Source organism: Nocardia arthritidis NBRC 100137, assembly GCF_001612765.1.
In the GTDB taxonomy this organism is placed as follows: domain Bacteria; phylum Actinomycetota; class Actinomycetes; order Mycobacteriales; family Mycobacteriaceae; genus Nocardia; species Nocardia arthritidis.
Genome location: NZ_BDBB01000042.1, coordinates 57518 through 80688, shown reverse-complemented (window position 1 = coordinate 80688; position 23171 = coordinate 57518). Strand labels below are relative to the sequence as shown.

The following is a 23171-nucleotide window of genomic DNA, read 5'->3' as shown; positions in this document are numbered from 1 at the left end:
CGTCGAGGAGTTGTTGGTTCCGGGGTTTCCGGTCGGACCGTTGTTCGGGCCGATCTCGCCCTCCGGCGTCACGGTGACGTCGGCGACCGCGTTGCCCGATACCCAGACCACGCGACCGGCGCCGTTGGCAGCCAGCGACGGCGAAATCAGGGCCCGCTCTCCGTTCCGGGTGATCGTCACGCCCGGCCCTACCTTCTGGCCGTCCGGCAACGGCACGAAGGTATCGGCATTGGCGGCACCGGTCGAAAGCAGGCCCAGGGCAACAGCCGCGGCGGCGCCGACGCCCGCGACGCGGGCACCGCGGCGCAGACCTTTGGTGCGGTTCTCGCTCATACTTCCCCTCATCAGGTTAAAACAGTCAACCTCGACCATCGAGGCTGGACAGTGGTCCTCTCAGGCCCAGCTCAGTGTGTCGCTCCTTTGTTGCCGGTGTGTAACCGGCTGTTATTTCGGCGCAACGGACTTTGCTGGCAACGGAACCGAGCCAGGTTCCGCCGAACGGCTCCATGCGTGCCGGTACCCGCGCCTGCGGGGCCCGATTGCGAGTGGCTCGATGGGGAGATTAAACGTTTTATAACGGCGCTCGCAACGTAACGTTTCGTAAAGTTCAAGGTGAGCTGCATCACACTTGCGCACATTTGAATATGGCTTGACGTGCATAAATACCGGATTGCTACAGCCGGGCGGGGATGCGTGGAGCCGAGTGCGGCACAGGAGCGCCAGTGTCCGGATACGGGACAGGGCCGTAATGATCGCGCCGGTATTACTTCCGCGCAGAAATGATCACTGGCCGGTTACAAACCTAGAGTGATTGATTACGTAGCTACTACGTAGATAACGGTCAGCCGTGATGCGGGGGGATCTGGGCGCGCAGCCAGTCGTCGGCGGACCGGAGGTCCTCGCGCTCGTCGCGCTCGTCCGCGGTGGTCTCGGGCAGAGTGTCGCCGAAGATCTTCGCCAAGCGCGCGGCATCCCTCGCCCGGCGCGCGGCCGGGCGAGGGTTCTCAGGGGGTGTGGGGGCGGTGATTACTCGACCAATCCGGACAGCTCACCGATCACCCGGCTCGCGAGCGGGCCGAGCGTCGCCATGCCGTCCCGGATGGCGGAACGGGTTCCGGGCAGGTTGACCACCAGCGTGCTTCCGGACACGCCTGCCACACCACGGGAAAGCCCGGCGTCCAGCGAGCCGGCCACCCGGCCGGAGGAACGCAGGGCTTCGCTGATTCCCGGCAACTCGCGGTCGAGCACCTGCGAGGTGGCCTCCGGCGTCACGTCGCGGGGGGACATGCCCGTGCCACCGACGGAGATCACCAGATCGACGCCGCCGATCACCGCGGTATTGAGGGCGTTGCGGATTTCCACCTCGTCGGCCTGCACCGACACCGACGCGTCCACGAGGAAACCCGCCTCGGTGAGCAGCTCGGTGACCAGCGGACCGAGCGAGTCAATACCTCCATGCGCCGTTCGATCGTCGACGACCACCACCAGAGCACGCCCCGCCACAGGAGCATCGATTTCCATGGTGCTCACCGTAGCGCCTGCGTCCAGCAACTCGGCGGCCGCGCCGAGAAGGTCGGCATCGACATCGATCTCCGTGCCCCGCCCGCCGGGCACCAAGCGCATCACCGGCCGCCCTCCGCGGGCGCGCCGGAGAGGGTTACCTCGACGGTCTTGGAGTTGTTGCCTTGCGCGTCGGTGTAAGTGACTTTCACCTTGTCTCCTGGCTGATGGGAGCGAACCGCGGCGACGAGCGCGTTCCCGGAATCGATCGGGCGGTCGTCGAGTTTCGTCACCACAGCCCCCGGCGGAATGCCCGCGCGCGCCGCGGGACCGTCCGGCGTGACGTCGCGCACCTGCGCGCCGGAAACCTGTTGGGCCGGGTCCTGCTGACGCGACACCGTGATGCCGACCTGGGCATAGGTGGCCTTGCCGGTCTTGATCAGTTCGTCGGCGACGCGGCGCGCCTGGTCGACGGGGATCGCGAAGCCGAGTCCGATCGACCCGGTCTGGCCGCCCGCCGTCTCGGTGGGCCCGAGCGTCGCGATGGCCGTGTTGATGCCGATGAGCTTGCCGCCGCCGTCCACCAGCGCGCCGCCCGAATTGCCCGGGTTGATCGCGGCATCCGTCTGGATCGCGTCGATCACGGGGCTGACCGCCGCGGCGGGCTCGCTACCGTCGCCACTGGTCACCACGGGCCGGTTCAGCGACGACACGATGCCGGTGGTGACCGTGCCCGCCAGCCCGAGCGGTGAGCCGATCGCGACGACAGGCTGGCCGACCTGCAGATTCGCCGAGGTACCCAGCTCGATGGGGGTCAGGCCGCTCTTTCCGGACGCCTTGATGACGGCCAGGTCGGAGACCGGATCGGCGCCGACCAGCGTCGCGGGCGCGCTGCTGCCGTCGGAGAACACGACCTCCATCTTGGCGCTCGGTCCCCCGCCCGCGGCCACATGATTGTTGGTCAGGATCAGGCCGTCGGAGGACAGGACCACCCCCGAACCCTCACCTTCGGCCTTACTGCTGGCCACCTTGATCATCACCACGCTGGGCAGCACCTTCTGAGCGACCGCTTGGGTGGAACCGGCCGGAGCGTTGACGGCATTGCTCACGTTGGGCCGCGGAGCGTCCAGGGCGTTGGTGGCCGGGGCGCGACCCTCGTCGCCGTGTGTGACCAGCGCGCCGACCGCACCGCCGACGCCACCGCTGACCAGCGCGAGGGCGACGGCGCCGACGGCCAGGCCCGCGCGGAACGGACGCCGGGCCGGGGCGGGCGGGGCGCCATAGGCCGGGCCGTGCGGTCGAGTGGGGTCGTTCGGTGGACCGAAGGACGCCGGATACCCCGGGAACGGCGCGGCCGGATGATGCTGCGGCGGGTACTGCGCGGTGGGCTGCGGCGCTTCCTGCGGACCGTAACCGGCGGCATGCGCGTCCCCCGGCCCGAACGGGCCTGCGGCCTGCGGGCCCGGCTCCCGGCGATCCTTCGAATCCTCGGTCATGGACTCCTCGTTTCTCCTCGCGTCCCCACCAGGTTGGCCACGGCGACTGAGAGCGTACTGAGACCGTGCTTTCAGTTTTCCGAGAGCTGTGCAGCCGCTACTGCGATAGAACCCGAGATAGAACCACTGACTACTTCATGTCTCAAATCCTGCGGCAAACCAATCGGAGCAATGTTCGAAATACCCGGCCGACGATGAATATTTCGCACAGCACTCGACATTCTGTCGGAAATGGACTTCCGTCGCCCGGTATTGCGTCAATCGGACACGGGCGCGCCCGGCTCGCCGGGCAACACGATGCGGACAACGGCGCCGCCGCGTTGGGAGGTATCGATCGCGATGGTGCCGCCGTGTTTTGTCACCACCTGCTTGACGATCGCCAGACCGAGCCCGGAGCCCGGCATCGATCGCGACGACATGACGCGATAGAAACGCTCGAACACCAACTCGCGTTCCGCCGCCGGAATACCGGGACCCGCGTCATCGATGGACAGCTCGAGCAGGCCCGGGCCGCTCTCCCGCATGAGGATGCGGACCTGCGCGCCGGCCGGGCTCCACTTGGCCGCGTTGTCCAGCACGTTCAGCACCGCGCGCTCCAAGCCCGCCTCGTGCCCGTAGACGAACCACGGGCGCAGATCGGCGACGAACTCGATGCCGGTGCGGCGGCGGCGGGCGCGCTCGAGAGCGCGTTCCACGACCTCGCCCAGATCCACGCGCTCGTACACGGTTTCCGGCGCGTCCTCGCGCGCGAGATCCACCAGATCGCCCACCAGGGTCGACAACTCCTCGATCTGGGCCATCACGTCGGCGCGCAATCCGGCCATGTCCTCGTCCGGGATGCGGGGAGCGCCGGGACGGCTCGAAGCGATGAGCAACTCCATGTTGGTCCGCAGCGACGTCAGCGGTGTACGCAGTTCGTGTCCGGCGTCGGCGACCAGCCTGCGCTGCCGATCGCGCGACTCGGTCAGCGCGCGCAGCATGGTGTTGAAACTTTCTGTGAGCCTTGCCAGTTCGTCATCACCGGTGACCGGGATCGGAGTCAGGTCGTCGGTGCGGGCGATCCGCTCGGTGGCCGCCGTCAGCCGCGCGATGGGCCGCAGACCCGTCCGCCCGACCGCCGTGCCCGCCGCGGCGGCCAGCACGACGCCGCAGCCGCCGACCACGAACAGCAGCCAGGCGAGCCGGTCGAGCACCTCCCTGGTGCGGTCGAGCCGCTGGGAGATGACCAGCGTGGCACCCGAGTTGGTGTAGACCGCCAGCACGCGCTGGTTGCCGTCGGTGCGCAACGACGAACTCCGCTCGCCGCGCGCCACGGCCAGCTCCTGGTTCCCGACCGGCGGATCGGTGGATTGCGGCGGAAGCCAGCGCCGGAGGTCGGGATAGATCAGCGCGATGCCGGTGTCGTCGTAGAAGGCCGCGGCGACCATCAGATTCAAATTGTTGAACCCGTACGGATTGCTGGCGATCACGGCCGTGGACCGGCTGCGCAGCTGGGCGTCCACGTCGGCGTACAACGCGCGCGCCACCAGCGCGTAGGCCGCGATCGAGGTGACCGCCACCGCGATCGCCACGACCGAGGCGGCCAGCAGCGTCACCCGCCAGCGCAGCGAGACCGACCGCGTCAGTGGCATGGGCGGCCGCATGTCCGCGGGCTCGGGCGGCCGCTGGCCGAGTGCGGCGACAGCGGGGCGTCTGGGTGTGGTGCGTGCCATATCCGGGGACCTAAGGCGGCGTTTCACGCAGCACATAGCCCACGCCGCGCACCGTGTGGATCAGCCGCGGCTCGCCTTCGGCCTCGGTTTTGCGGCGCAGATAACCGATGTAGACCTCGAGCGCGTTTCCCGAGGTCGGGAAATCGTAGCCCCAGACTTCCTCGAGAATGCGGCTACGGGTCAGCACCCGGCGCGGGTTCGCCATCAACATTTCCAGCAGTGAGAACTCGGTGCGGGTCAGACTGATCGGCCGCGCGCCGCGGGACACCTCGCGGGTCACCGGATCCAGCGACAGATCAGCGAACTTCATTTCCTCCGAGGCCTCACCCGGGCCCGCGGTCGTCCGCCGCAGCAGCGCGCGCAGTCTGGCCAGCAGCTCTTCCAGCGCGAAAGGCTTCGGCAAATAGTCGTCCGCCCCGGCGTCCAACCCGGCGACCCGCTCCGATACCGAATCTCGGGCGGTGAGAACCAGAATCGGCAAATCATCGCCCGTGCTGCGGAGACGGCGGCAGACCTCGAGCCCGTCGAGCCGGGGCATCATCACGTCCAGGACGAGCGCGTCGGGTCGCTGGACGGTTGCCTTCTCCAGCGCGTCCACACCATCCACCGCGAGATCGACGGAGTAGCCGTTGAACGTCAGCGACCGGCGCAGCGATTCCCGGACCGCCCGATCGTCGTCGACCACCAGAATGCGCATGCCACCAGTTTGACCGCACCGACTGAGAGGTAACTGAGAGGGCGCTCCCGACACGCCGCGGCGCACACCCGCCACAACCCTCGGCGCGTCGCCCCCGTCAACCCCGGGTGACCAGGCTCTTCCATGGCCCCACCGAGAAGTTGACGCGTCCCTTACGCATTCCACCGCGAAACATGTTCTCTATAGCCATATTCGGTAAATTGCAGACGGACTCCCCCGGATTGCCGATGACCCCTCTGCACGGTATGTTCCGTGCGGTAAAAAAGAAGACCTCTAGTTGGTTCTTTGCGGGTTGAATCAATACCGAACAGCCACGCGCGCCCGAGGTCACTGGTGAAGCGGAGGCGACGGAAGCGGATGGAAGCTGCACCGCGGTCCTGGCAATTCAGCCTGTCGAACTGGTCGGTCACCCGCAAGGTTGGCGTGGTGCTGGTGCTTCCGGTGCTGCTGGCCACCGTCTTCGCCGTACTCCGAATCAACAACGAACTGCGTACCATGGCGCAGTTGGACGCGGCGACCGAACAGGCGATCATCATCCGCCCGATCGTCAAGTTCGGTTCGGCCACCGAGCAACTCGGCGTCACCGCGACCGCCACCTGGGGCAATACCGCGGACCCGCAGACCGACGCGGCGCTGACGAAGTTCGACCAGGCCCTGGCCGAGCTGGAAGGCGCCTTGCAGATCACCAAGGTCAGCGGCCGGGTCACCTCCGAACTCGCCTCGGCCATCGCCACCGGCACCACGATGCGCAACAGCCTGCGCAACGGCTCGCCCGCCATGGTCGGCGAGCAGTCCGACGAGATCATGGTTCGCATCGGCAACGCGCTCGCGCTGTCGCCGTCGGTGGACGACCTGGTCATCCAGCGATACTTCCTGCAGCTGGCGTCGGTGCAGACCGCCCGGCGGGTGCTCACCCAGCAGCGCATGCTGATCGGCTCGCCGGACGCGGGCCGCAACCCGAGCGTGCGGCCGCGCGTGCTGGTCGCGGCAGGCGCTGAGATCACGATGATCTACCAGTACGCGCAGATCCTGCCGGACTACGCGGGCAATATGCGCCCGCTGCTGGACGCGGTGCAGACCCGTCTGGGCACCTTCAGCCAGAACGTCGCCGATCCGGCGTCCAACCCGGCCGTCATCGACTCCCTCCTGGTCAGCTCGGACACCTACGAGAAGACCACCGCGCAGCTGATCGACACCATCGACGGCGCGCTGGCCGCCCGCACCACCGAAGCGCAGGCCGGTGCGCTGCGCGAGACGACGATCGTCATCGGCATGCTGCTCGCGGGCCTGGCGCTGGCCCTCTCGGTGGCGCGCACCCTGGTCGTCCCGGTCCGCCGCCTGCGGCGGGACGCGCTCGAGGTGGCGCACATCAAGTTGCCCGACGAGCTGGCCGTGGTGCGCGCGGGCGGCACCACTCCCGAGATCACCCCGGTCGCGGTGCACACCACCGACGAGATCGGCCAGCTGGCCCGCGCCGTGGACGAGATCCACGAACAGGCGCTCAACCTCGCCGCCGACCAGGCCCGCTTGCGCCTGCAGATCGGGAACATGTTCGAAACACTGTCCCGCCGCAGCCAATCGCTGGTCGAGCAGCAGCTGGCGCTGATCGAGGACCTCGAGCACGACGAAGACGACACCGACCGGCTGCAGAGCCTGTTCCGCCTCGACCACCTGGCCACCCGCATGCGCCGCAACGGCGACAACCTGCTGGTGCTCGCCGGTACCGCGCTACGCCGCGGCCAGCTGCACCCGGTGCCGCTGTCGGACATGCTGTGGAGCGCGGTCTCCCAGGTCGAGGACTATCAGCGCGTCGAGATCGGCGCGGTGCCAGACGGCATCGTGGCGGGCGAGCCCGCCGTCGACATCGAGCACCTGCTCGCCGAGTTGATCGACAACGCGCTGCGTTACTCGCCGCCGACCACGCCGGTCACCGTAATGGTGTCGCGCGCGGTGGACGGCGGCTACCTGATCGAGATCACCGACCGCGGCCTCGGCATGTCGCTGGAGGACCTGCAGACGACCAACGACCGGCTCGCCTCCGGTGGTGAGGTGACGGTCGAGACCGCGCGCCGCATGGGCCTGTTCGTCGTCGGCCGGCTGGCCAAGCGCCACACCATCACGGTCAGCTTGCGGCGCACGTCCACGATGGCGCAGCAGCCGGGCATCACCGCCAGCGTGCACCTGCCCGGCGCGCTGGTCGCGCCGCCGATGGACGTCACCGACCCGGCGGGCAAGCCGCTCGACCTGACCGCCGAGCATCACATGCCCGCGCACGTCACGCCGCCCACCGGTGCGCACCCGCGCAACCTGGTCCCGGTGCCGAGCCTGCCGCAGCGCGACACCGCGCGTTTCGGCGTGACGAGTTCCGGCTTGCCGCAGCGTCGTCCGGCCATCCGCGTGGCCGACGCCCCCGACCAGCCCACGGTCTCCACCCCGGTCGGCCGGGCGGTCAACCCGGTGGATCAGCCGCCCACCCAGCCGTGGCCGGTGCTCACGCCGCGCACGGACGACCGCACCCCGACCGGTCCGTTCGCCCCGGTGACGCCCGTCACCGGTGAACACGCCGTCGAACGGGAGCAGAAGCCGGCGCGCACCGATCTGTGGGCCGAGGTGAAGGACGACGAGCCGGCGACCGGCCCCACGCCGACCGTGCCGAGCCCGGCGCCCGCGCCGCAGACCACCGCGCGATCCGGCCTTCCGATCCGGAAGCCGGCCGCACCCGTCGACCCGCCGCAGGAGGTGGCGCCGGAACCCGCGACGGTGACCTCCTCCCGGCTGCAGCCGGTCGCCGGAGCGTCCCCGACCCCGATCTATCAGCGCATGGTCTCGGAATGGCTGGTCGAGCCCTCGACTTCGCCATCGCCGGAAAGCTCGTGGTCCTCGCCTGGTGACGCGGGCTGGCTGGCCGCCGAGGATGCGAGTCATCCGACCACCACCGCGCGCACCGTCGGCGGGCTGCCGATCCGCAGGCCGGGCGCCCAGCTGGTGCCGGGTGGCCTGGCGCCGGTGGAGGACGCGGGCCCGCGTGATCCGGAAGAAATTCGCAACAACCTGACCAGGCATCTCAGTGGGGTCCGCAGCGGGCGGGCCAATGCGCAGTACAACGACGGAGGGCTTGCATGACCAACGCGAACAACAGCACCACAGACGAGAATCTGAACTGGCTGGTCGCCCGCTTCACCCGCGATGTGCCCGGCGTGTCCCATGCGGTGCTGGTATCGGCCGACGGCTTGTTGCAGGCCACCAGTCCGCATCTGCCCAGCGACCGCGCCGAACAGCTCTCCGCCGTCACCGCCGGGCTCGCCAGCCTCTCCATGGGCGCGGCTTCGCTGTTCGACGGTGGCAAGGTGATGCAGTCGATCGTGGAGATGCAGCGCGGCTACCTGCTGGTGATGAGCGTCGGCAACGGCTCGCATCTGGCCGTGCTGGCGAACAAGTCGCATGACATCGGCCGCATCGGCTACGAGATGGCACTGCTCGTCGATCGGGTGGGTTCGGTGGTCACCGCGACCGCGCGCACCGCTGTCTGAGCGTGAGATGGCCAACCCATACGGCCCCGGACCACGCCCGACAACGCGCGTCCGGCCCTACGCCCTGACCTCGGGGCGTACCGAACCCGCGATCGACTTGCCATTGGAGGCGGTCATCGAAACCTTGTCGTACACTGCACATCTCGACTGGCCGACCGGCGATATCCGCACCGAGATACTCCGGCTCGGCACGCACCGCCTGTCGGTCGCGGAGATCGCGGCACATCTGGACCGGCCGCTCGGCATGGTCCGGGTGGTGATCGGCGACCTCGTCGTCGATGGCACCATGCGCGTGCATTCGACCCTGACCGAAGAGGCGAGCTATGACGAGCGCCGTTCCCTGATGGAGAGGACATTGCGTGGACTCCGCGCCCTATAGGAATCCGGGGCCCAGTGGACATCCCGGGCCAAGTGCGAATCTCGGACCGGGAAACGCCCCCGGACCGGACGGCTTCGAGAATCGGGTCGCTTCGACGAAGATCGTCGTCGCGGGCGGCTTCGGCGCGGGCAAGACCACGTTCGTCGGTGCGGTGTCGGAGATCGTTCCGCTGCGCACCGAGGCGATGGTGACCCGATACTCCGACGGCATCGACGATCTCGCCGAGACGCCGGAGAAGGAGACGACCACCGTCGCCATGGACTTCGGCCGGATCATCCTGCCGGGCAACCTGGTGCTCTACCTGTTCGGCACGCCGGGCCAGCGGCGGTTCTGGTTCATGTGGGACGACCTGATCCGCGGCGCGATCGGCGCGGTGGTGCTGATCGACACCCGGCGGCTCGAGGACAGCTTCGCGGCGGTCGACTTCTTCGAGGCACGCAAGCTGCCGTTCTTGATCGCGGTCAACCGCTTCCCGGACGCGCCGCGCTTCCCCATCGCGGAGCTGCGCGAGGCGCTGTCGGTGCGCGAGGGCGTGCCGATCGTGGACATCGACGCGCGCAACGCGATGGAGGTGCGTCAAGCGCTCGCCGCGGTCACCGAATACGCGATCGCTCAGCTGAAAGCCAGCGAGCTGGAAGGGTCCGCCCGCCATGCGTGAGGTCGCGGTGCTGGCCGCAGGCGGGGCGTCCGTCGACCAGTTCGCCCTCGGCTACTGGATGATCGCGCTGTCGCTGGGCATCTCGGTGCTCGGTGCGGTGGTCGGCCTCGCGTGCATCGTGCACGGCGCGCGCTCGGTGCAGTTCCGGCTCGTGTGGCTGGTCTCGGCAGCGATCTCGCTCGGCGGCGTCGGAGCGTGGCTGGCCACCTCGGTGGCCATGCTGGGCCTCAAAGTGCCCGGTAGCGCGATGCGTTACGACCCGGGCAGGCTGATCGCCGCCCTGGTGGTGTCCATCGCGGCCGTCTTCGCGGCGCTGCTGATCATCGGGCGCACGCCTCGGCTCACGCTGCTGCTGCCCGGCGGCTTGGTGCTCGGCCTCGGCATCGGTGTCACGCACTACCTGGGCATCGGCTCACTCGAGATCCAGGGATCGGTCGGCGTGACGACTTGGCTGGCCACCGTTTCCGCCGTGATCGGGGTGATCACCGCGACCGCGACGCTGTGGTTGTTCCAGACGATGCGCTTCCCGCTGGCCCGCGCCGCGACCGTGCTGCTGTTCGGCGTCGGCGTGTCCGCCACGTACTACACGGCGCTGGCCGCGCTGCATTTCGACGTGGACCGGACGGCGAAGGTGCCCGGCGGTGTCGAGCTGTTCGACTTCGTGTTCCCCATGTTCGTCATCGGCTTGCTGGCGTTGACCGTGCCGATCTCCGCGGTGCTGATCGCGCCGGATCGCCGTGAGCTGGCCGGCCCGCCGAAGGCGCGGCGGCCGAAGCTGCAACCCGTCCGCTGACCCGCGGTCGCCGGCACCGGCGAATCACACGGCCCGCAGTTCGGATTCACGGCGCGGAACGGGCTGTTCGACCGTTTTGCGCTGACCCGATCCCCGCGGACGGTGCGGATTCGGCGATGCCCCGGATTCACCCGCCCGGCCCACTTACAGTGGAGGCCATGCGTTTCGGTCTCGACTACGCCGCGGGACGTCCGGGGGGCGCGGCGATTCGGGCGGCGGGGTACGACTTCGTGGTGCGGTATCTGTCCGAGGGCGGCCCGAGCTTGCCCGGGAAACTCCTCACCCCGGCCGAGACGAACGATCTGCGGACGCACGGAATCTCGATCGTCTCGAATTGGGAGACCACGGCCGCGCGGATGCTGGACGGCTACGGTGCGGGCATCGTGGACGCGCGCGCGGCCCTCGCCCAGGTGCTGCGCTGCGGCGGCCGGGTGGACCGGCCGATCTATTTCTCGGCGGATTTCGACGCTTCGCAGCAGGATCAGTTACGCGTCAACGCCTATCTGGACGGTGCGGCGACCGTGCTCGGCCGTGCGAACGTCGGTATCTACGGCGGGTACTGGGCGGTCAGCCGCGCGCTGGACGCAGGGTACGCGACGTGGGCATGGCAGACCGACGCGTGGTCCGGCACGAACGTGGAGAGCAGACGCGCGATTCATCAGACGCTGCGCCAGGTGACGGTCGGCGGCGTGCGATGTGACGTGAACGAGGCCGAGACGACCGATTTCGGCCAGTGGGATTTCGTGGGACGGGAGGATCCGGACGTGACGCCGGAGCAAGAGGAAGTGCTGCGCGACATACAGATTCAGCTGCGCGGGCCCGGCTTGTCGGGCTGGCCGCAACTGGGCGCCGACGCGGACGGCCGGAATCGGACGCTGGTGGACGGATTGGCCGCGGCATTGGCGCGAATCGCCGCATTGGAGCGCGAATCCACCGCATTGCGAACGCAAGTCGGCGAATTGCGCACCGAGATCAGCGAACTGGAGGCGACGACCGCCGAACTGACCGACCAGGTGGAACGCTGGAACGGGCGGCACTGGCCGTGGCCGCTGTCGCTGATCGAGGGCCCAGCGGCGCTGGTCGGTGAGCAGCTCGCGCGCTTGGAGGCACTGTTACCGGACCTTCCCGGGTTGCCCGGACACGACGGTGGCGCTCGGCGCGCGCCGGGCGGTGACGACGGACCGGCGGTGTTGACCTCGAAAAACTGAGTCTCGCACCGGCGCGACGATCGCAACCGCGCAGCCCGGCGGAAGGGCGTGACCCGGGAGAGCGGAATCCGGCGAACAGCGCCGAAATTGGCGATGGACGGGTTCTCTTGGAAACCAAGAGAACCCGCCCTCGACGACGAGGGTACCGGTATCAGGCTGCGAGCGCACCATTTTCGGCGAACTTTTCCACCGCCGAAAACCAACCATTGGTCCGGGATTCACTGCCTGGCTATCCGATCGCAATCGCTTCACGCGCAATAGTGCGACGTGATGCGGGCCACATAGTTTGCTACAAGTTAGCCAATACGTGGGCCGGCGGTCGCAGAATTCTCCTCAGGGTGCGTCGACGTGGCCCTTTCCGGACAATCGACCAGCATCCAGCTCATCCGGAGCCACGACGGCATCGGCCGAGCAATCACCCTCGGCACCGGGTACTCGCGCGGCGAAGGGCCCCACGACGCTTTCGGGCGCGTACCGCTCAGAGCTTCTCGAGGTCGATCAGCCCGCGCCGTACGGCCGTCACCAACCGGCGCGGCACTTTGTGCACGACGCCCGCGACGGTCACCGGTACCAGGTCCACGGGTGCGGCCTTCCAATTCGACCGGCGGCTGCGCGTGTTCGACCGCGACATCTTCCGCTTCGGTACCGCCATCTCAGGATTCCTTCCGTGCGCGCTTGCCGTATTTGCGTTCGAACTTCTCCACCCGGCCCTGGGTGTCCAGCACGCGGTGCGCACCGGTCCAGAACGGGTGCGAGTCGGCGGTGACGTCCACCGTCAGCAGCGGATAGGTGTTGCCATCGGCCCATTCCACGGTGCGCGTGCCGGTGGCCGTGGACCGGGTGAGAAATCGCTTGCCGGTGTTCACGTCCTCGAAGACCACCAAGTGGTAGTCCGGGTGGATCCCATTCTTCATTTCGCCTCTCCTCTCGGGCTTTTCGCGTCCTCTACGGGTTGTCCCGACTGGTCGCCGCTCGCGCACGGATCGGCGTGCCATTCCCCGAATGGGTCCTCCCACTGGGCGACTCGCTCCGGCGCACGCTCGACCAGCCGCAGTTCCTCGTCCTCCACCAGCGCCCAGTGCAGCGCTTCGCGGATCTCCGCCGGATCGGCGTCGTGCACGAGGATCGACAGTGAGACGTCCCGGTCCCCGAACCGCTCGTCCCAGCGCAGGGCGGCCATCGCGCGGCGCTCCGGGTCGACCTCGGCCAGTTCCTCTTCCGGCATAGCGGCCAGCCAGCGCCCGGCACCGCCCACGCGCAGGCCGCCGCCGGCGGATTCGAGCCACACCACCTCGTCGGCCTGGGTGGCCAGCCAGACGCGCCCGCGCGCGGTCACCACGCCCTCGAGCAACACGTCGAGCGCCTGGTGCAAGCGGGCGGGATGAAACGGCCGCGCCGCGGCGAACTCCACGAGTTCGACGCCGTGGTCACCGGTCAAGGGCGGTCGGCCGCGCAGCAGCGGCGCGTGCGCGTCGAAGATCCTGCCGCGGCGCGAATCGGCGGGGACGCGCGTGAGCAGCGTTTCGACCACGGCGGGCGTGATGGAGTTCGGCTCGTCCACCCAGGCGAGCGGCGCGCCGGGGACCAACCGGGCCAGGACGGCCGCGAGCTTGCCGCGGTCGGCCGCCGTGTCCGCGAGCAGCGCTTCGTTCGTGACGGCGCCCAAGGCGATGACGGCATCGGCGAAATCGACCTGCCCGACCGCCACCTGCGCCACCGTGCGGTCGTCGTCGGCGGCGGCGAGGCCGCGTTCGGCGAGCGTCTCGTCCCCGGTCGCGTCGGCGAGCCAGGTTCCGGCGTCCAAGCAGGTGAGAACCGCGTCCACCCGCACGTCGCGCCCGGCCGGGCCGTCGACGCGGCCGTGCACGCCGGCGACCACGACATGCTCGATGGCCTGGCACACCGCTTCGGCCTCGAATGCCGGGTCCAGCGCCAGCACGATGCGATCCACCGATTCACGCTGGGAGAGAGTGCGCAACAGCGGAAGCAGATCCATCCGCAGCGTGCACGAGACGCAGCCGTGCGCGAGTTCGAGCACCGCCGAGGTCTCCCGAGTCGCGGTGCGCACCGTGCGATGCACGATGCCTTCCCGCAGCTGCGTCAGGTCGTGGCGGACCACGATGGTGCCCGGAGCCATGCCCAACACCGCCGCGGCGCGATCCACGCCCGTCGCGGCGAGTCCCGCGAAACCGGCGAGCACCACCACGGGCGTTCTGCGGTCGGACTCGGGTGGGGAATCTGCCGCCGCCACCGGAACTCCTTTCAGTAACGATTTTCATTTGCTGTAGGGCAACGGTACATTGCTGGAAAGCCGTTGTCGAAAATGATTGTCATCTACTGGAGGGAGTCCGGATGTCGGCCCACTGCCAAGTCACCGGGCGCAAGCCCGGGTTCGGTAAGTCCGTGTCGCACTCGCACAAGCGGACCAGCCGCCGCTGGAACCCGAACGTCCAGCGCAAGACCTACTACCTGCCCAGCGAAGGCCGGCGCATCACGCTGACCGTCTCCGCCAAGGGCATCAAGACCATCGACCGGGACGGGATCGAGGCCGTGGTGGCCCGGCTCCGGGCCCGCGGCGACAAGATCTGAGGAGCGACCCATGGCGTCGAAATCGACCGACATCCGCCCGATCGTCAAGCTGAAGTCCACGGCGGGCACCGGGTACACCTACGTGACCCGCAAGAATCGCCGCAACGACCCGGACCGCCTCGTACTGCGCAAGTACGACCCGGTGGTGCGCAAGCACGTCGACTTCCGCGAGGAGCGCTGAGATGGCCAAGAAGTCGAAAATCGCGCGCGATCAGCAGCGCAGGACGATCGTGGCGCGCTACGCGGCACGCCGCGCCGAGCTGAAGCATCTCATCCGGAAGCCGGATACGCCGGAGTCCGAACGCACGGCGGCCCAGGCAGAACTGCGGAGGCAGCCGCGAGATGCCAGTCCGGTACGATTGCGCAATCGGGACGCCGCCGACGGTCGACCGCGCGGTCATCTCCGGAAGTTCGGACTCTCCCGTGTGCGTGTGCGCGAGATGGCCCACCGGGGCGAATTGCCCGGTGTGCACAAATCGAGCTGGTAGACAACCACTGATCTCGAGAAGGAACTCGTCATATGGCAGTCAAGCGAGCACCGTCGAAGAAGGTCCGCGCCGAGCAGGCCCGCCGTCCGAAGAAGAACCCGCTCATCGCCGCCGGCATCGAGACGGTCGACTACAAAGACGTGAACCTGCTGCGTACGTTCATCTCCGATCGCGGCAAGATCCGCAGCCGCCGGGTCACCGGGCTCACTCCGCAGCAGCAGCGTCAGGTCGCTGTCGCGGTGAAGAACGCCCGTGAGATGGCCCTGCTGCCGTTCACCAGCCGGTAGGCGGACCCGCGCGACACGAGCGAAGCGAAGACCCCCGATGCGTGCGCACCGGGGGTCTTTGTCATCGCGGTTACCGGACCGGCCGGATCACGGGATGGTCAGCACCTGGCCGGGGTTGATCGCGTCCGGGTTCGGGATGCCGCTCGCGTCCGCGATCTCCTGGTAGCGGTTTCCGTCGCCGTAGAAACGCTCGGCGATCGCCCACAGGGTGTCGCCCGGCTCGACGGTGTAGGTGCGCGGCTCGGGAGCCGGGGGCGGGGGCGGCACCTCCTCGGCGGGCGGAGCCGCGACCTGTTCCTGCTCCGGCGCCGATTCCGGTTCCGGGGCGGGCAGCGGAGTGTCGGTGTGGGTGCCGGAAGCCCACAGCGCGCCGCCGTCGGCGCCGTACAGCACGACGTTGCGATCGGCCTGCACGACGAGCCGATCGGCCGCCTGGCCGTTGGTCTCGGTCGCCCACGCGGCGCCGTCGCTCTTGTAGAGCACGAAGTTACCGTCCTCCTGCAGCACGGCCCGCTCGACGCCCTGATCATGAGTTTGGGTGGCCCACACCACATTTCCGCCCGGCTCGGACAGCACTAGATTGCCGTCGTCCTGCAAAGTGAGGGTGTAAGCCCCGCCCTGGAGGGATTGTCCCCGCCCGAGTTCTTCGCCTACGCGCAGCGTGTCGACCACGATACTTCCTTTCCAGAAAAGCTGGTAGAGCATCCGACATGGACGCGCGCCACCACGTCCCGGCGCGCACCCCCGCAGAACTTACTGCCCCCGAACGGTTTTCGGAGCTGTTACGCGCAGGGTTCGCGGAACGTTCACTGTGGGGTTCGTCCCAGTGCGAACGCACCCGCGGTGCGCTACGCGGCGCAACGCCGGGACTAGGGTGGCGGTATGGATCGGATCCAGACCGGACGCGCCGCCACAGCTGTCGCCGTAGTACTCGCCTGCCTCGCCGTCGGGGGCTGCGGCGGTTCCGACGACGAGGGGGCACCGCCGAGCACGAGCGCTACGTCCAGCGCCGCGCCGCGGACGCCGATCGAGGATCCACGCGGGAACCAGGGCAACGAGTTCACCGCCGATCCGGCTATCGTCGGTGCGCACCCGATCCCCTTCCAATCGTGGACTCGGCTGGCGGACAACAAGATAGCGGTGAACTTCGAAACCGGGTCGCCGGAGTGCTACGGCGTGGACGCCACGGTCACCGAGTCCGGTTCGACGGTCACGGTCGAACTGCGCTCGGGCAGCCGCGCCGAGGCGGTCGGCCGGATGTGCACCATGATCGCGGTCTTCGGCACCCTGGAGGTGCCGCTGAAAGAGCCACTGGGCGACCGTACGGTGCTCAGCGCGGTCTAGGGGACTCCGAACAGCGCGGACTCGCCTGCGCCGTGCGCACCGGAGCCCAGGTAGCTGCCGGCTTGCGAAGACCCTCCGCGTCCAACGAGAACGCCGCGCCGGATCATGATCCGGCGCGGCGTCGCGAAACTGCTGTCTCAGTGGGCGAAGTGGCGGGCCCCGGTGAGATAGAGGGTGACGCCTGCCTCGCGAGCGAGGTCGATGGTCTCCTGGTCGCGCACCGAACCGCCGGGCTGCACGATGGCGCGGACACCGGCCTGGACGAGGGTCTGCGGACCGTCGGGGAACGGGAAGTAGGCGTCGGAGGCCGCCACCGAGCCCTTGGCGCGGTCCCCGGCCCGCTGGACCGCGAGGCCGACCGCGTCCACGCGGTTGACCTGGCCCATCCCGACACCGACCGAAGCGCCCTCGTGCGCCAGCAGGATCGCGTTGGACTTCACGGCCCGGCAAGCGCGCCAGGCGAACGCCAGATCGGCGAGCGTCTCGGCGTCGGCGGGCTCGCCGGCGGCCAGGGTCCAGTTGGCCGGGTCGTCGCCCGGCGCGTCCAGCACGTCGCGCTGTTGCAGCAGCACGCCGCCGCTGATCGGGCGCAGCTCGGCGCCTGCGCGCCGCGGCGGCTCGGCGACGAGGATGCGCACGTTCTTCTTGCGCTGCAACACTTCCACCGCGCCGTCGGCGTAGGACGGCGCGACGATGACCTCGGTGAAGATCTCGGCGACCTGTTCGGCCATCTCCACGGTGACCTCACGGTTGGTGGCGATCACGCCGCCGAACGCGCTGACCGGGTCGCAGGCGTGCGCCTTGCGATGCGCCTCGGCGATGTCGGCGCCGAGGGCGATGCCGCACGGGTTGGCATGCTTGATGATCGCGACGGCCGGGGCCTCGTGATCATGGGCGGCGCGCCAGGCCGCGTCGGCGTCGACGTAGTTGTTGTACGACATCTCCTTGCCGTGCAGCTGCCGCGCCTGCGCCAGTCCGAGGCTGCCGTCGCCGTTGGTGTACAGGGCGGCGGACTGATGCGGGTTCTCGCCGTAGCGCAGCACCGCCGACCGCGCCCAGGTGCCGCCGAGCCATTCGGGGAACCGGATCGCCGTGTCTTCGGCCCCGTCGCCCGTGGCCAGCACGTTGGTCATCCAGCTCGCGACCGCCACGTCATAACTCGCGGTGTGCTGGAACGCTTTGGCCGCCAAGGCCGTGCGCTCGGCCAGCGTGAAACCGCCGGACTTCACCGCGGCCAGCACGTCGTCGTAGTCGCCGCTGTCGACGACCACCGCCACCGAGGGATGGTTCTTGGCCGCGGCGCGCACCATGGACGGCCCGCCGATATCGATCTGCTCCACGCACTCGTCGTGAGTCGCCCCGCTCGCCACGGTCTGGGTGAACGGGTAGAGGTTGACCACCACCAGCTGGAATGCCTCGACGCCGAGTTCGACGAGCTGGTCGACGTGCTCCTGCTTGCGCGAGTCCGCCAGGATGCCCGCGTGCACCCTCGGGTGCAGGGTCTTGACCCGGCCGTCCAGGGTCTCCGGGAACCCGGTGAGATCCTCGACCTTGGTCACCGGGATGCCCGCGTCCGCGATCTTGCCCGCGGTGGAACCGGTCGAGACCAGCTCGATGCCCGCGGCGTGCAGACCGGTCGCGAGCTCCACGAGACCCGTCTTGTCGTAGACGCTCACCAGCGCCCTGCTGATCGGCTTGCGTTCACTCACCGGAGAACTCGCTCATCTGGGATAACTGCCTTTCGTCCGTCGGAGACAATGCCTCGCGTCGCGACGGCGGCGACGACTTCCGCCAGCAACCGTCGCTCGACAACCTTGATGCGCTCGTGCAGGGCGGCCTCGTCGTCACCCGGCAGCACCGGCACCGCCTCCTGCGCGAGGATCGGCCCGGTGTCCACGCCCTCGTCGACCAGATGCACCGTGCAGCCGGTGACCCGCGCGCCGTAGGCGAGCGCGTCACGCACACCGTGCGCGCCGGGGAAGGCGGGCAGCAGGGCGGGATGGGTGTTGATGATCCGGCCGCCGAACCGGTCCAGGAAGGCGGGACCGAGCAGCTTCATGAAACCCGCCGACACCACCAGATCCGGTGTGTGCGCGGCGACGGTCTCGGTGAGCTCCACATCCCACGCGGCACGGTCCGGAAAGTCCTTCAGCGCCACCCGGAAGTGCGGTATGCCCACGGCGTCGGCGTGGGTGGTGGCGGCGCACAGCCGGTCGACGCCGACCGCGACGACCTTCGCCGGGTAGCCGGGCGCGGCTGTGGCGTCCAGCAGGGCGCGCAGCAGTGAGCCGGTGCCCGAGGCCAGCACGACGACGGTGGCCGGCGTCGCTGCCGGCTTCCACGAGGCATGCGGGGACGTCAGCGCTCTACTCCCTGATCGATCGGATGGCGGATGGATGCGGCACCGCCGGGTTAGAGCCTAACGACCGTCCACCCGGTCACTGTCCGGCAGGTCCGCCTCGACCACTTCGGCGTCGACGATGTCCGATGTGGCGTGGGGGTGGTATCGGCCGCCGGACTCGATCGCGGGCGGATCGTCGACGAGTTCTGCGTCCAGCGGGGCTTCCAGCTCCGGCCGGGCGTAGTCGTCGTAGTAGTCGTCGTCCTCGTAGTAGTCGCCGTCGTCCGCTTCGTAATAGGCGTCGTAGTCGGCGTCGTCCTCGTCGAGGTAGTCGGCGTCCTCGTCGAGGTAGTCGTCGTGCGGATCGGTGTAGTCGCCCGGTGGAACGCCGACCGGCACGAGGAACCACCGCGCGAACGCCAGGCCCGCGTAGCCGGGAACGGCCAGCCAGGCGAACGTGATCAAGGGGAACAGCGGCAGGTCCAGCCCTACCCGGCCGACCGCGCCGAGTTCGCCGCCCGCCACCGCGCCGGCCAGCGTGAGCGCGAGCGCGGCGAGCCCGGCGGAGGTGAGCGTGGCCCACGGCGCGGTGATCCGGTCGGTGGAGGTGCGCGCGAGGTCCAGCCCGCCGAGCGCACCGACCGCGGCGGGAACCACCAGCAACACCGGCCACCATCCCGCCGCCGGACCGGTCGGCACGGCGGCCAGCAGTGGGAAGGCCGGGATGGGACCGCCGACGACGGAGAAGACCCCGAAGGACGCGGCGCCGATCTGCGCGCTGGAACCGACCAGCACGCCGACGGTCTGGATCGCCAGGTTCGGCACGTACGCCAGCGAGAGCAGCGTCAGGCCGAGGACGCCTCCGATGTTGCCCGCCGACTGGTACATCTCGCCCAGCCGCGAAATGTGCGCGAGGAACGAGATCACCACGACCGCCGTCGCACAGCCCAGCAGGCGCAGGATCGAACGCCCCGCGCCGTCGAGGCCGGACACCACCCAATCGGGCAGACGCAGCAGCGCGAACAGCTGTTGCCGGAGACGGACGGCGATACCGATGGCGGCGGCGAGCAGATACAGCGCCGCGACCCAGGCGAAGGCGGCGAGGGTATTCGGCGGTTGCAGTGCGATGACACCGGAAGCGTCTTCGGTGACCGCGAGACAGACGGAGGTGACCAGCAAAGGACCGCCCATCGCGGCGCCCACGATCCATCCGAGATCCGCCCTGGTGGACTGCGGTTCCACGGCGCGTGCGCATTCCCGCGCGGCCAGCCAGACCAGCAGCGCGGTCGGCAACAGCGGAAGCAGTCCGAGCGAGGTCTTGCCGATCACCAGCGGAACCTGGTGCACGCCCAGCCAGGAGGCGGCGATCGCGCCGGAGGTGCCGTCCAGATCGCTGCCGGAGGCCAGCAGCGTGACGAAGACGAGGACGACGAGGGTGGTCAGCCCGAAGGCCGAGGGGCGGCCCGCGACCGCGATGAGCACCCTGGACCGCTCGGGGGTGAGCGACAGAAACCCGTCTTCGTCCGCGTCCGGGGGCGGCTGCGACGCACGCGACCCGCCGATCCGGCGGGTCGAGGAGTTTCTGGAGGAGCTCATGGCATTTCAGCGTGGCATCCTCCCCGGCGCGAGCGGGTCAGGCGCGCCGCAGGCACGCCACCGCCGCGCCGGGGGGACGCCGCTGAGTTCCTACTTGTTGTTGTTGTCGTCCGACGAGGGACGGAACGCCTGGGTGGCATCCGAAGAAGGATCGCCGCTCTGCTCGCCGCCGAACGGCTTGTTCTGCTGGCTCGGCTGCGCCTGCTGCTGGCCGTAGCCGGGCGTACCGTAGGGCGCCTGCTGACCGGACTGCTGCTGGCCGCCGAAGTGCTGGGTGACGCTCTCGTCCGGGCGCGGCTGCGCACCGTACGGCGAACCCGGCTGCTGGGACGCACCGTAGGCCGTGGTCTGCTGGCTCTGCCCGTAGGGCGACTGCGGCTGGCCGTACGACTGACCCTGCTGGGCCTGACCGTAACCCGGCTGACTCTGTCCGTACGGCGAGGGCTGCCCCGCCTGGGACGGGAACTGCGGCGGCGCGGACTGAGCGCCGTAGCCCGCCTGACCGTACGGGCTCGCTCCGTAACCGGGCTGGCCCTGGCCGTAGGACTGCTGTCCCTGACCGTACGACGGCTGCTGCTGGCCGTAGCCGCCCTGGCCGAATCCGCTCGGCGCGGTGGCCGGGCGCGGCGCGGGGGCCTTGAGGATGCCCGCGTCGAACAGCGCTGCGGCGATCGACACCGCCGCCTGCGCGAAGGCCAGCACGAGCAGGACGTAGGCGCCTGCCTTCAGTTCGCTGCCCTCACCGAAGTTGAACGACTGGAACAGCAGCGCGATGAAGCCCGCGGTCGAAGCCGCCGCGGCCGCGCCGATCCAGTTCTGCTTCGGCAGCAGCGACAGCCCGGCGAGCAGACCGCCGAGCAGCAGCAGGCCCAGCAGCGGCGTGCCGGACGCCACCTCGAAGAAGTTGGCCGTTTCCGGTGCGCTGACCCTGCGGCCGCCGACATCGATCGGCTTGCTGCCGAGGAACGGCAGGAAGCCGAGCAGGAAGTTGATCACGCCGAGCGCGGCTACGCCGACCACCAGGAAGAACGGCAGACCTTTGGCATCGGAACCGGTAGCGCTCGAACCTGAAGTGGCACCACCCGTCGCCGGGCTCTGACTGGATGGCGCTGAGGGCTGGGGTGTGTTGTACCCGGAGCCCCCGGTCGGGTAGGACATGTCGTCGTCTCCTCAATCGAGTCGTACATGGTCTTCACGGCTGGATTACTTCTGACGCTACTGCACTGTCTCGCCCCGGTCACCCTGCCGCGACGGCCGGAATGGGCGAGTCCGCCCGTATTCCGGCAGGTCGCGACACATGTCCGGCGCGAAGCGCCTAGCGAGACCACCTACCGCTCCTTGAAACTGTTGCCCGCGATGGCGCTTTTCACACCACGGGGGTTCTCAATAGCGGGGAATTTCCGGTGACGGGTCGATGAACCATCCATCCGGCTGCCTCGTGTGAACAGAGAAGGTGTGTGAACAGATGAAGGGGACGACGGAACCCCCGGCACATCGAACAGTTCCGCGCGTGGCGGGTCCGGATGCTCGGCTACTGCCCAAGCCAGAGCCCGCCGCCACACATGACGAAGGCCGCCCCCCCGAATTCGGAGGCGGCCTTCGTGGGCGGGGGGGGGAAGATCAGGCGGTGATGCTGGCCTTCTCCAGGATCTCGCGAGCCAGCGCGGCGGTCTCGGACGGCGTCTTGCCGACCTTCACGCCCGCGGCCTCCAGCGCGTCCTTCTTCGCCTGGGCGGTGCCCGACGAGCCGGACACGATGGCGCCCGCGTGGCCCATCGTCTTGCCCTCGGGGGCGGTGAAGCCCGCCACGTAGCCGACGACCGGCTTGGTGACGTTGGCCTTGATGTAGGCCGCGGCCCGCTCCTCGGCGTCGCCGCCGATCTCGCCGATCATCACGATCAGCTTGGTCTCCGGGTCCTTCTCGAACGCCTCGATGGCGTCGATGTGGGTGGTGCCGATGACCGGGTCGCCGCCGATGCCGATGGAGGTCGAGAAGCCGAAGTCACGCAGTTCGTACATCATCTGGTAGGTCAGGGTGCCGGACTTGGAGACCAGGCCGATCGGGCCCTTGCCGGTGATGTTGGCCGGGGTGATGCCGACCAGCGACTCGCCGGGGGTGATGATGCCGGGGCAGTTCGGGCCGATGATCCGGGTCTTGGCGCCCTTCTCCACGTTGTAGGCCCAGGCGTAGGCGGTGTCCTGCACCGGGATGCCCTCGGTGATGACCACCAGCAGCGGGATCTCCGCGTCGATGGCCTCGATGATGGCGTCCTTGGCGAACTTCGGCGGCACGAACGCGATGGACACGTCGGCGCCGGTCTCCTTGATGGCCTCGGCGACGGTGCCGAACACCGGCAGCTCGACCGCGTTGCCCTCGGCGTCGGTGTGCGCGACGGTGGTGCCCGCCTTGCGCGCGTTCACACCGCCGACGATCTGGGTGCCCGCCTTCAGCATCAGCGCGGTGTGCTTGGTGCCCTCGCCGCCGGTGATGCCCTGGACGATGACCTTGGAATCCTTGTTCAGGAAGATAGACATTCTTTTCGTCCTTACTCG

General features: G+C 69.0%; 24 protein-coding genes and 1 pseudogene. 11 read left to right on the top strand and 14 right to left on the bottom strand.

All coding sequences use genetic code 11. The annotated features are described in order from the left end of the window. The 5 genes and pseudogenes from NA8_RS25780 to NA8_RS25755 form a co-directional block, all read right to left on the bottom strand. Window positions 1-333, bottom strand: a pseudogene (locus tag NA8_RS25780) (MspA family porin); the annotation flags it as partial. Between the two features lie 693 nt (window positions 334-1026). Next, window positions 1027-1521 (bottom strand): MogA/MoaB family molybdenum cofactor biosynthesis protein, encoded by a 495-nt coding sequence (locus tag NA8_RS25770; RefSeq protein ID WP_181719529.1) that lies wholly within the window; start codon window positions 1519-1521, stop codon window positions 1027-1029. 101 nt (window positions 1522-1622) lie between these two features. Next, on the bottom strand, window positions 1623-2996 hold the full coding sequence (locus NA8_RS25765) for a S1C family serine protease (protein WP_174550137.1): 1374 nt from the start codon (window positions 2994-2996) through the stop codon (window positions 1623-1625). A gap of 257 nt (window positions 2997-3253) precedes the next feature. After that, window positions 3254-4708, bottom strand: coding sequence for a sensor histidine kinase (locus NA8_RS25760; protein ID WP_063052930.1), 1455 nt, complete (start codon window positions 4706-4708; stop codon window positions 3254-3256). 10 nt (window positions 4709-4718) lie between these two features. Continuing rightward, on the bottom strand, window positions 4719-5405 hold the full coding sequence (locus tag NA8_RS25755) for a response regulator transcription factor (protein ID WP_062977293.1): 687 nt from the start codon (window positions 5403-5405) through the stop codon (window positions 4719-4721). A gap of 357 nt (window positions 5406-5762) precedes the next feature. Here NA8_RS25755 and NA8_RS25750 point away from each other — a divergent pair, with 357 nt between their 5' ends. The 6 genes from NA8_RS25750 (at window position 5763) to NA8_RS25725 (ending at window position 11973) form a co-directional block, all read left to right on the top strand. Further along, entirely contained in the window at window positions 5763-8528 is a 2766-nt protein-coding gene (locus NA8_RS25750; RefSeq protein ID WP_063052929.1) for a sensor histidine kinase, read from the top strand. Beyond that, the gene (locus tag NA8_RS25745) at window positions 8525-8935 is read left to right on the top strand and encodes a roadblock/LC7 domain-containing protein (protein ID WP_039801134.1); all 411 of its coding nucleotides are present in this window, start codon (window positions 8525-8527) and stop codon (window positions 8933-8935) included. Before NA8_RS25750 ends, NA8_RS25745 begins: the two co-directional genes overlap by 4 nt. 7 nt (window positions 8936-8942) lie before the next feature. Then, the gene (locus tag NA8_RS25740) at window positions 8943-9314 is read left to right on the top strand and encodes a DUF742 domain-containing protein (protein ID WP_063052928.1); all 372 of its coding nucleotides are present in this window, start codon (window positions 8943-8945) and stop codon (window positions 9312-9314) included. A 100-nt stretch (window positions 9315-9414) separates the two neighbouring features. Then, window positions 9415-9972, top strand: a complete 558-nt coding sequence (locus NA8_RS25735; RefSeq protein ID WP_063052944.1) for a GTP-binding protein — start codon at window positions 9415-9417, stop codon at window positions 9970-9972. Continuing rightward, on the top strand, window positions 9965-10765 hold the full coding sequence (locus NA8_RS25730; protein WP_063052927.1) for an MHYT domain-containing protein: 801 nt from the start codon (window positions 9965-9967) through the stop codon (window positions 10763-10765). Before NA8_RS25735 ends, NA8_RS25730 begins: the two co-directional genes overlap by 8 nt. A gap of 158 nt (window positions 10766-10923) precedes the next feature. After that, window positions 10924-11973 carry a DUF1906 domain-containing protein gene (locus NA8_RS25725; RefSeq protein ID WP_169810562.1) on the top strand — a complete coding sequence of 350 codons (1050 nt, stop codon included), beginning with the start codon at window positions 10924-10926 and terminating at the stop codon, window positions 11971-11973. A 478-nt stretch (window positions 11974-12451) separates the two neighbouring features. Here NA8_RS25725 and rpmF read toward each other — a convergent pair whose 3' ends face one another. From rpmF to mrf, 3 genes are read right to left on the bottom strand one after another with little or no spacing between them, the layout of a single operon-like run. After that, window positions 12452-12625, bottom strand: a complete 174-nt coding sequence (gene rpmF, locus NA8_RS25720) for a 50S ribosomal protein L32 (protein ID WP_063052925.1) — start codon at window positions 12623-12625, stop codon at window positions 12452-12454. Between the two features lies 1 nt (window position 12626). Further along, on the bottom strand, window positions 12627-12887 hold the full coding sequence (locus NA8_RS25715; protein ID WP_063052924.1) for a type B 50S ribosomal protein L31: 261 nt from the start codon (window positions 12885-12887) through the stop codon (window positions 12627-12629). After that, a complete protein-coding gene (gene mrf / locus NA8_RS25710; protein WP_063052923.1) occupies window positions 12884-14224 on the bottom strand; it encodes a ribosome hibernation factor-recruiting GTPase MRF in 1341 nt (446 codons plus the stop codon). Before mrf ends, NA8_RS25715 begins: the two co-directional genes overlap by 4 nt. 101 nt (window positions 14225-14325) lie before the next feature. Between mrf and rpmB the strand changes: the two genes are divergently transcribed. Genes rpmB through rpsR form a run of 4 tightly spaced genes read left to right on the top strand, consistent with a single transcriptional unit; the run spans window position 14326 to window position 15337 of the window. Continuing rightward, entirely contained in the window at window positions 14326-14562 is a 237-nt protein-coding gene (gene rpmB / locus NA8_RS25705; RefSeq protein ID WP_063052922.1) for a 50S ribosomal protein L28, read from the top strand. A 10-nt stretch (window positions 14563-14572) separates the two neighbouring features. Next, complete coding sequence (gene rpmG / locus NA8_RS25700) at window positions 14573-14743, top strand: 50S ribosomal protein L33 (protein ID WP_019049259.1); 171 nt, start codon at window positions 14573-14575, stop codon at window positions 14741-14743. Between the two features lies 1 nt (window position 14744). Then, entirely contained in the window at window positions 14745-15050 is a 306-nt protein-coding gene (gene rpsN / locus NA8_RS25695; RefSeq protein WP_063052921.1) for a 30S ribosomal protein S14, read from the top strand. Between the two features lie 32 nt (window positions 15051-15082). Next, a complete protein-coding gene (rpsR, locus tag NA8_RS25690) occupies window positions 15083-15337 on the top strand; it encodes a 30S ribosomal protein S18 (protein ID WP_011211513.1) in 255 nt (84 codons plus the stop codon). Window positions 15338-15424: 87 nt separating this feature from the next. On the opposite strand, the gene NA8_RS25685 is transcribed toward rpsR, so the two are convergent. After that, the gene (locus tag NA8_RS25685; RefSeq protein ID WP_063052943.1) at window positions 15425-16009 is read right to left on the bottom strand and encodes a LysM peptidoglycan-binding domain-containing protein; all 585 of its coding nucleotides are present in this window, start codon (window positions 16007-16009) and stop codon (window positions 15425-15427) included. 210 nt (window positions 16010-16219) lie between these two features. Here NA8_RS25685 and NA8_RS25680 point away from each other — a divergent pair, with 210 nt between their 5' ends. Continuing rightward, window positions 16220-16681, top strand: coding sequence for a hypothetical protein (locus NA8_RS25680; protein ID WP_063052920.1), 462 nt, complete (start codon window positions 16220-16222; stop codon window positions 16679-16681). A gap of 137 nt (window positions 16682-16818) precedes the next feature. Here NA8_RS25680 and purH read toward each other — a convergent pair whose 3' ends face one another. The 5 genes from purH to sucD form a co-directional block, all read right to left on the bottom strand. After that, entirely contained in the window at window positions 16819-18390 is a 1572-nt protein-coding gene (purH, locus tag NA8_RS25675; protein ID WP_063052919.1) for a bifunctional phosphoribosylaminoimidazolecarboxamide formyltransferase/IMP cyclohydrolase, read from the bottom strand. Further along, the gene (gene purN / locus NA8_RS25670; RefSeq protein WP_063052918.1) at window positions 18387-19043 is read right to left on the bottom strand and encodes a phosphoribosylglycinamide formyltransferase; all 657 of its coding nucleotides are present in this window, start codon (window positions 19041-19043) and stop codon (window positions 18387-18389) included. Before purN ends, purH begins: the two co-directional genes overlap by 4 nt. Window positions 19044-19100: 57 nt before the next feature. After that, window positions 19101-20618 (bottom strand): cell division protein PerM, encoded by a 1518-nt coding sequence (locus NA8_RS25665; RefSeq protein WP_063052917.1) that lies wholly within the window; start codon window positions 20616-20618, stop codon window positions 19101-19103. A gap of 90 nt (window positions 20619-20708) precedes the next feature. Next, window positions 20709-21776 carry a DUF5336 domain-containing protein gene (locus tag NA8_RS25660; protein WP_063052916.1) on the bottom strand — a complete coding sequence of 356 codons (1068 nt, stop codon included), beginning with the start codon at window positions 21774-21776 and terminating at the stop codon, window positions 20709-20711. A gap of 462 nt (window positions 21777-22238) precedes the next feature. Next, window positions 22239-23153 carry a succinate--CoA ligase subunit alpha gene (sucD, locus tag NA8_RS25655; RefSeq protein WP_063052915.1) on the bottom strand — a complete coding sequence of 305 codons (915 nt, stop codon included), beginning with the start codon at window positions 23151-23153 and terminating at the stop codon, window positions 22239-22241. Window positions 23154-23171 lie beyond the last annotated feature (18 nt).

Excerpts from the sequence above, each read along its gene's own strand:
- NA8_RS25770 (WP_181719529.1), bottom strand. The coding sequence starts at position 1,521 with ATGGAAATCGATGCTCCTGTGGCGGGGCGTGCTCTGGTGGTGGTCGTC.
- NA8_RS25765 (WP_174550137.1), bottom strand. The coding sequence starts at position 2,996 with ATGACCGAGGATTCGAAGGATCGCCGGGAGCCGGGCCCGCAGGCCGCA.
- NA8_RS25760 (WP_063052930.1), bottom strand. The coding sequence starts at position 4,708 with ATGGCACGCACCACACCCAGACGCCCCGCTGTCGCCGCACTCGGCCAG.
- NA8_RS25755 (WP_062977293.1), bottom strand. The coding sequence starts at position 5,405 with ATGCGCATTCTGGTGGTCGACGACGATCGGGCGGTCCGGGAATCGCTG.
- NA8_RS25750 (WP_063052929.1), top strand. The coding sequence starts at position 5,763 with ATGGAAGCTGCACCGCGGTCCTGGCAATTCAGCCTGTCGAACTGGTCG.
- NA8_RS25745 (WP_039801134.1), top strand. The coding sequence starts at position 8,525 with ATGACCAACGCGAACAACAGCACCACAGACGAGAATCTGAACTGGCTG.
- NA8_RS25740 (WP_063052928.1), top strand. The coding sequence starts at position 8,943 with ATGGCCAACCCATACGGCCCCGGACCACGCCCGACAACGCGCGTCCGG.
- NA8_RS25730 (WP_063052927.1), top strand. The coding sequence starts at position 9,965 with ATGCGTGAGGTCGCGGTGCTGGCCGCAGGCGGGGCGTCCGTCGACCAG.
- NA8_RS25725 (WP_169810562.1), top strand. The coding sequence starts at position 10,924 with ATGCGTTTCGGTCTCGACTACGCCGCGGGACGTCCGGGGGGCGCGGCG.
- rpmF (WP_063052925.1), bottom strand. The coding sequence starts at position 12,625 with ATGGCGGTACCGAAGCGGAAGATGTCGCGGTCGAACACGCGCAGCCGC.
- NA8_RS25715 (WP_063052924.1), bottom strand. The coding sequence starts at position 12,887 with ATGAAGAATGGGATCCACCCGGACTACCACTTGGTGGTCTTCGAGGAC.
- rpmB (WP_063052922.1), top strand. The coding sequence starts at position 14,326 with ATGTCGGCCCACTGCCAAGTCACCGGGCGCAAGCCCGGGTTCGGTAAG.
- rpmG (WP_019049259.1), top strand. The coding sequence starts at position 14,573 with ATGGCGTCGAAATCGACCGACATCCGCCCGATCGTCAAGCTGAAGTCC.
- rpsN (WP_063052921.1), top strand. The coding sequence starts at position 14,745 with ATGGCCAAGAAGTCGAAAATCGCGCGCGATCAGCAGCGCAGGACGATC.
- rpsR (WP_011211513.1), top strand. The coding sequence starts at position 15,083 with ATGGCAGTCAAGCGAGCACCGTCGAAGAAGGTCCGCGCCGAGCAGGCC.
- NA8_RS25680 (WP_063052920.1), top strand. The coding sequence starts at position 16,220 with ATGGATCGGATCCAGACCGGACGCGCCGCCACAGCTGTCGCCGTAGTA.
- NA8_RS25665 (WP_063052917.1), bottom strand. The coding sequence starts at position 20,618 with ATGAGCTCCTCCAGAAACTCCTCGACCCGCCGGATCGGCGGGTCGCGT.
- NA8_RS25660 (WP_063052916.1), bottom strand. The coding sequence starts at position 21,776 with ATGTCCTACCCGACCGGGGGCTCCGGGTACAACACACCCCAGCCCTCA.
- sucD (WP_063052915.1), bottom strand. The coding sequence starts at position 23,153 with ATGTCTATCTTCCTGAACAAGGATTCCAAGGTCATCGTCCAGGGCATC.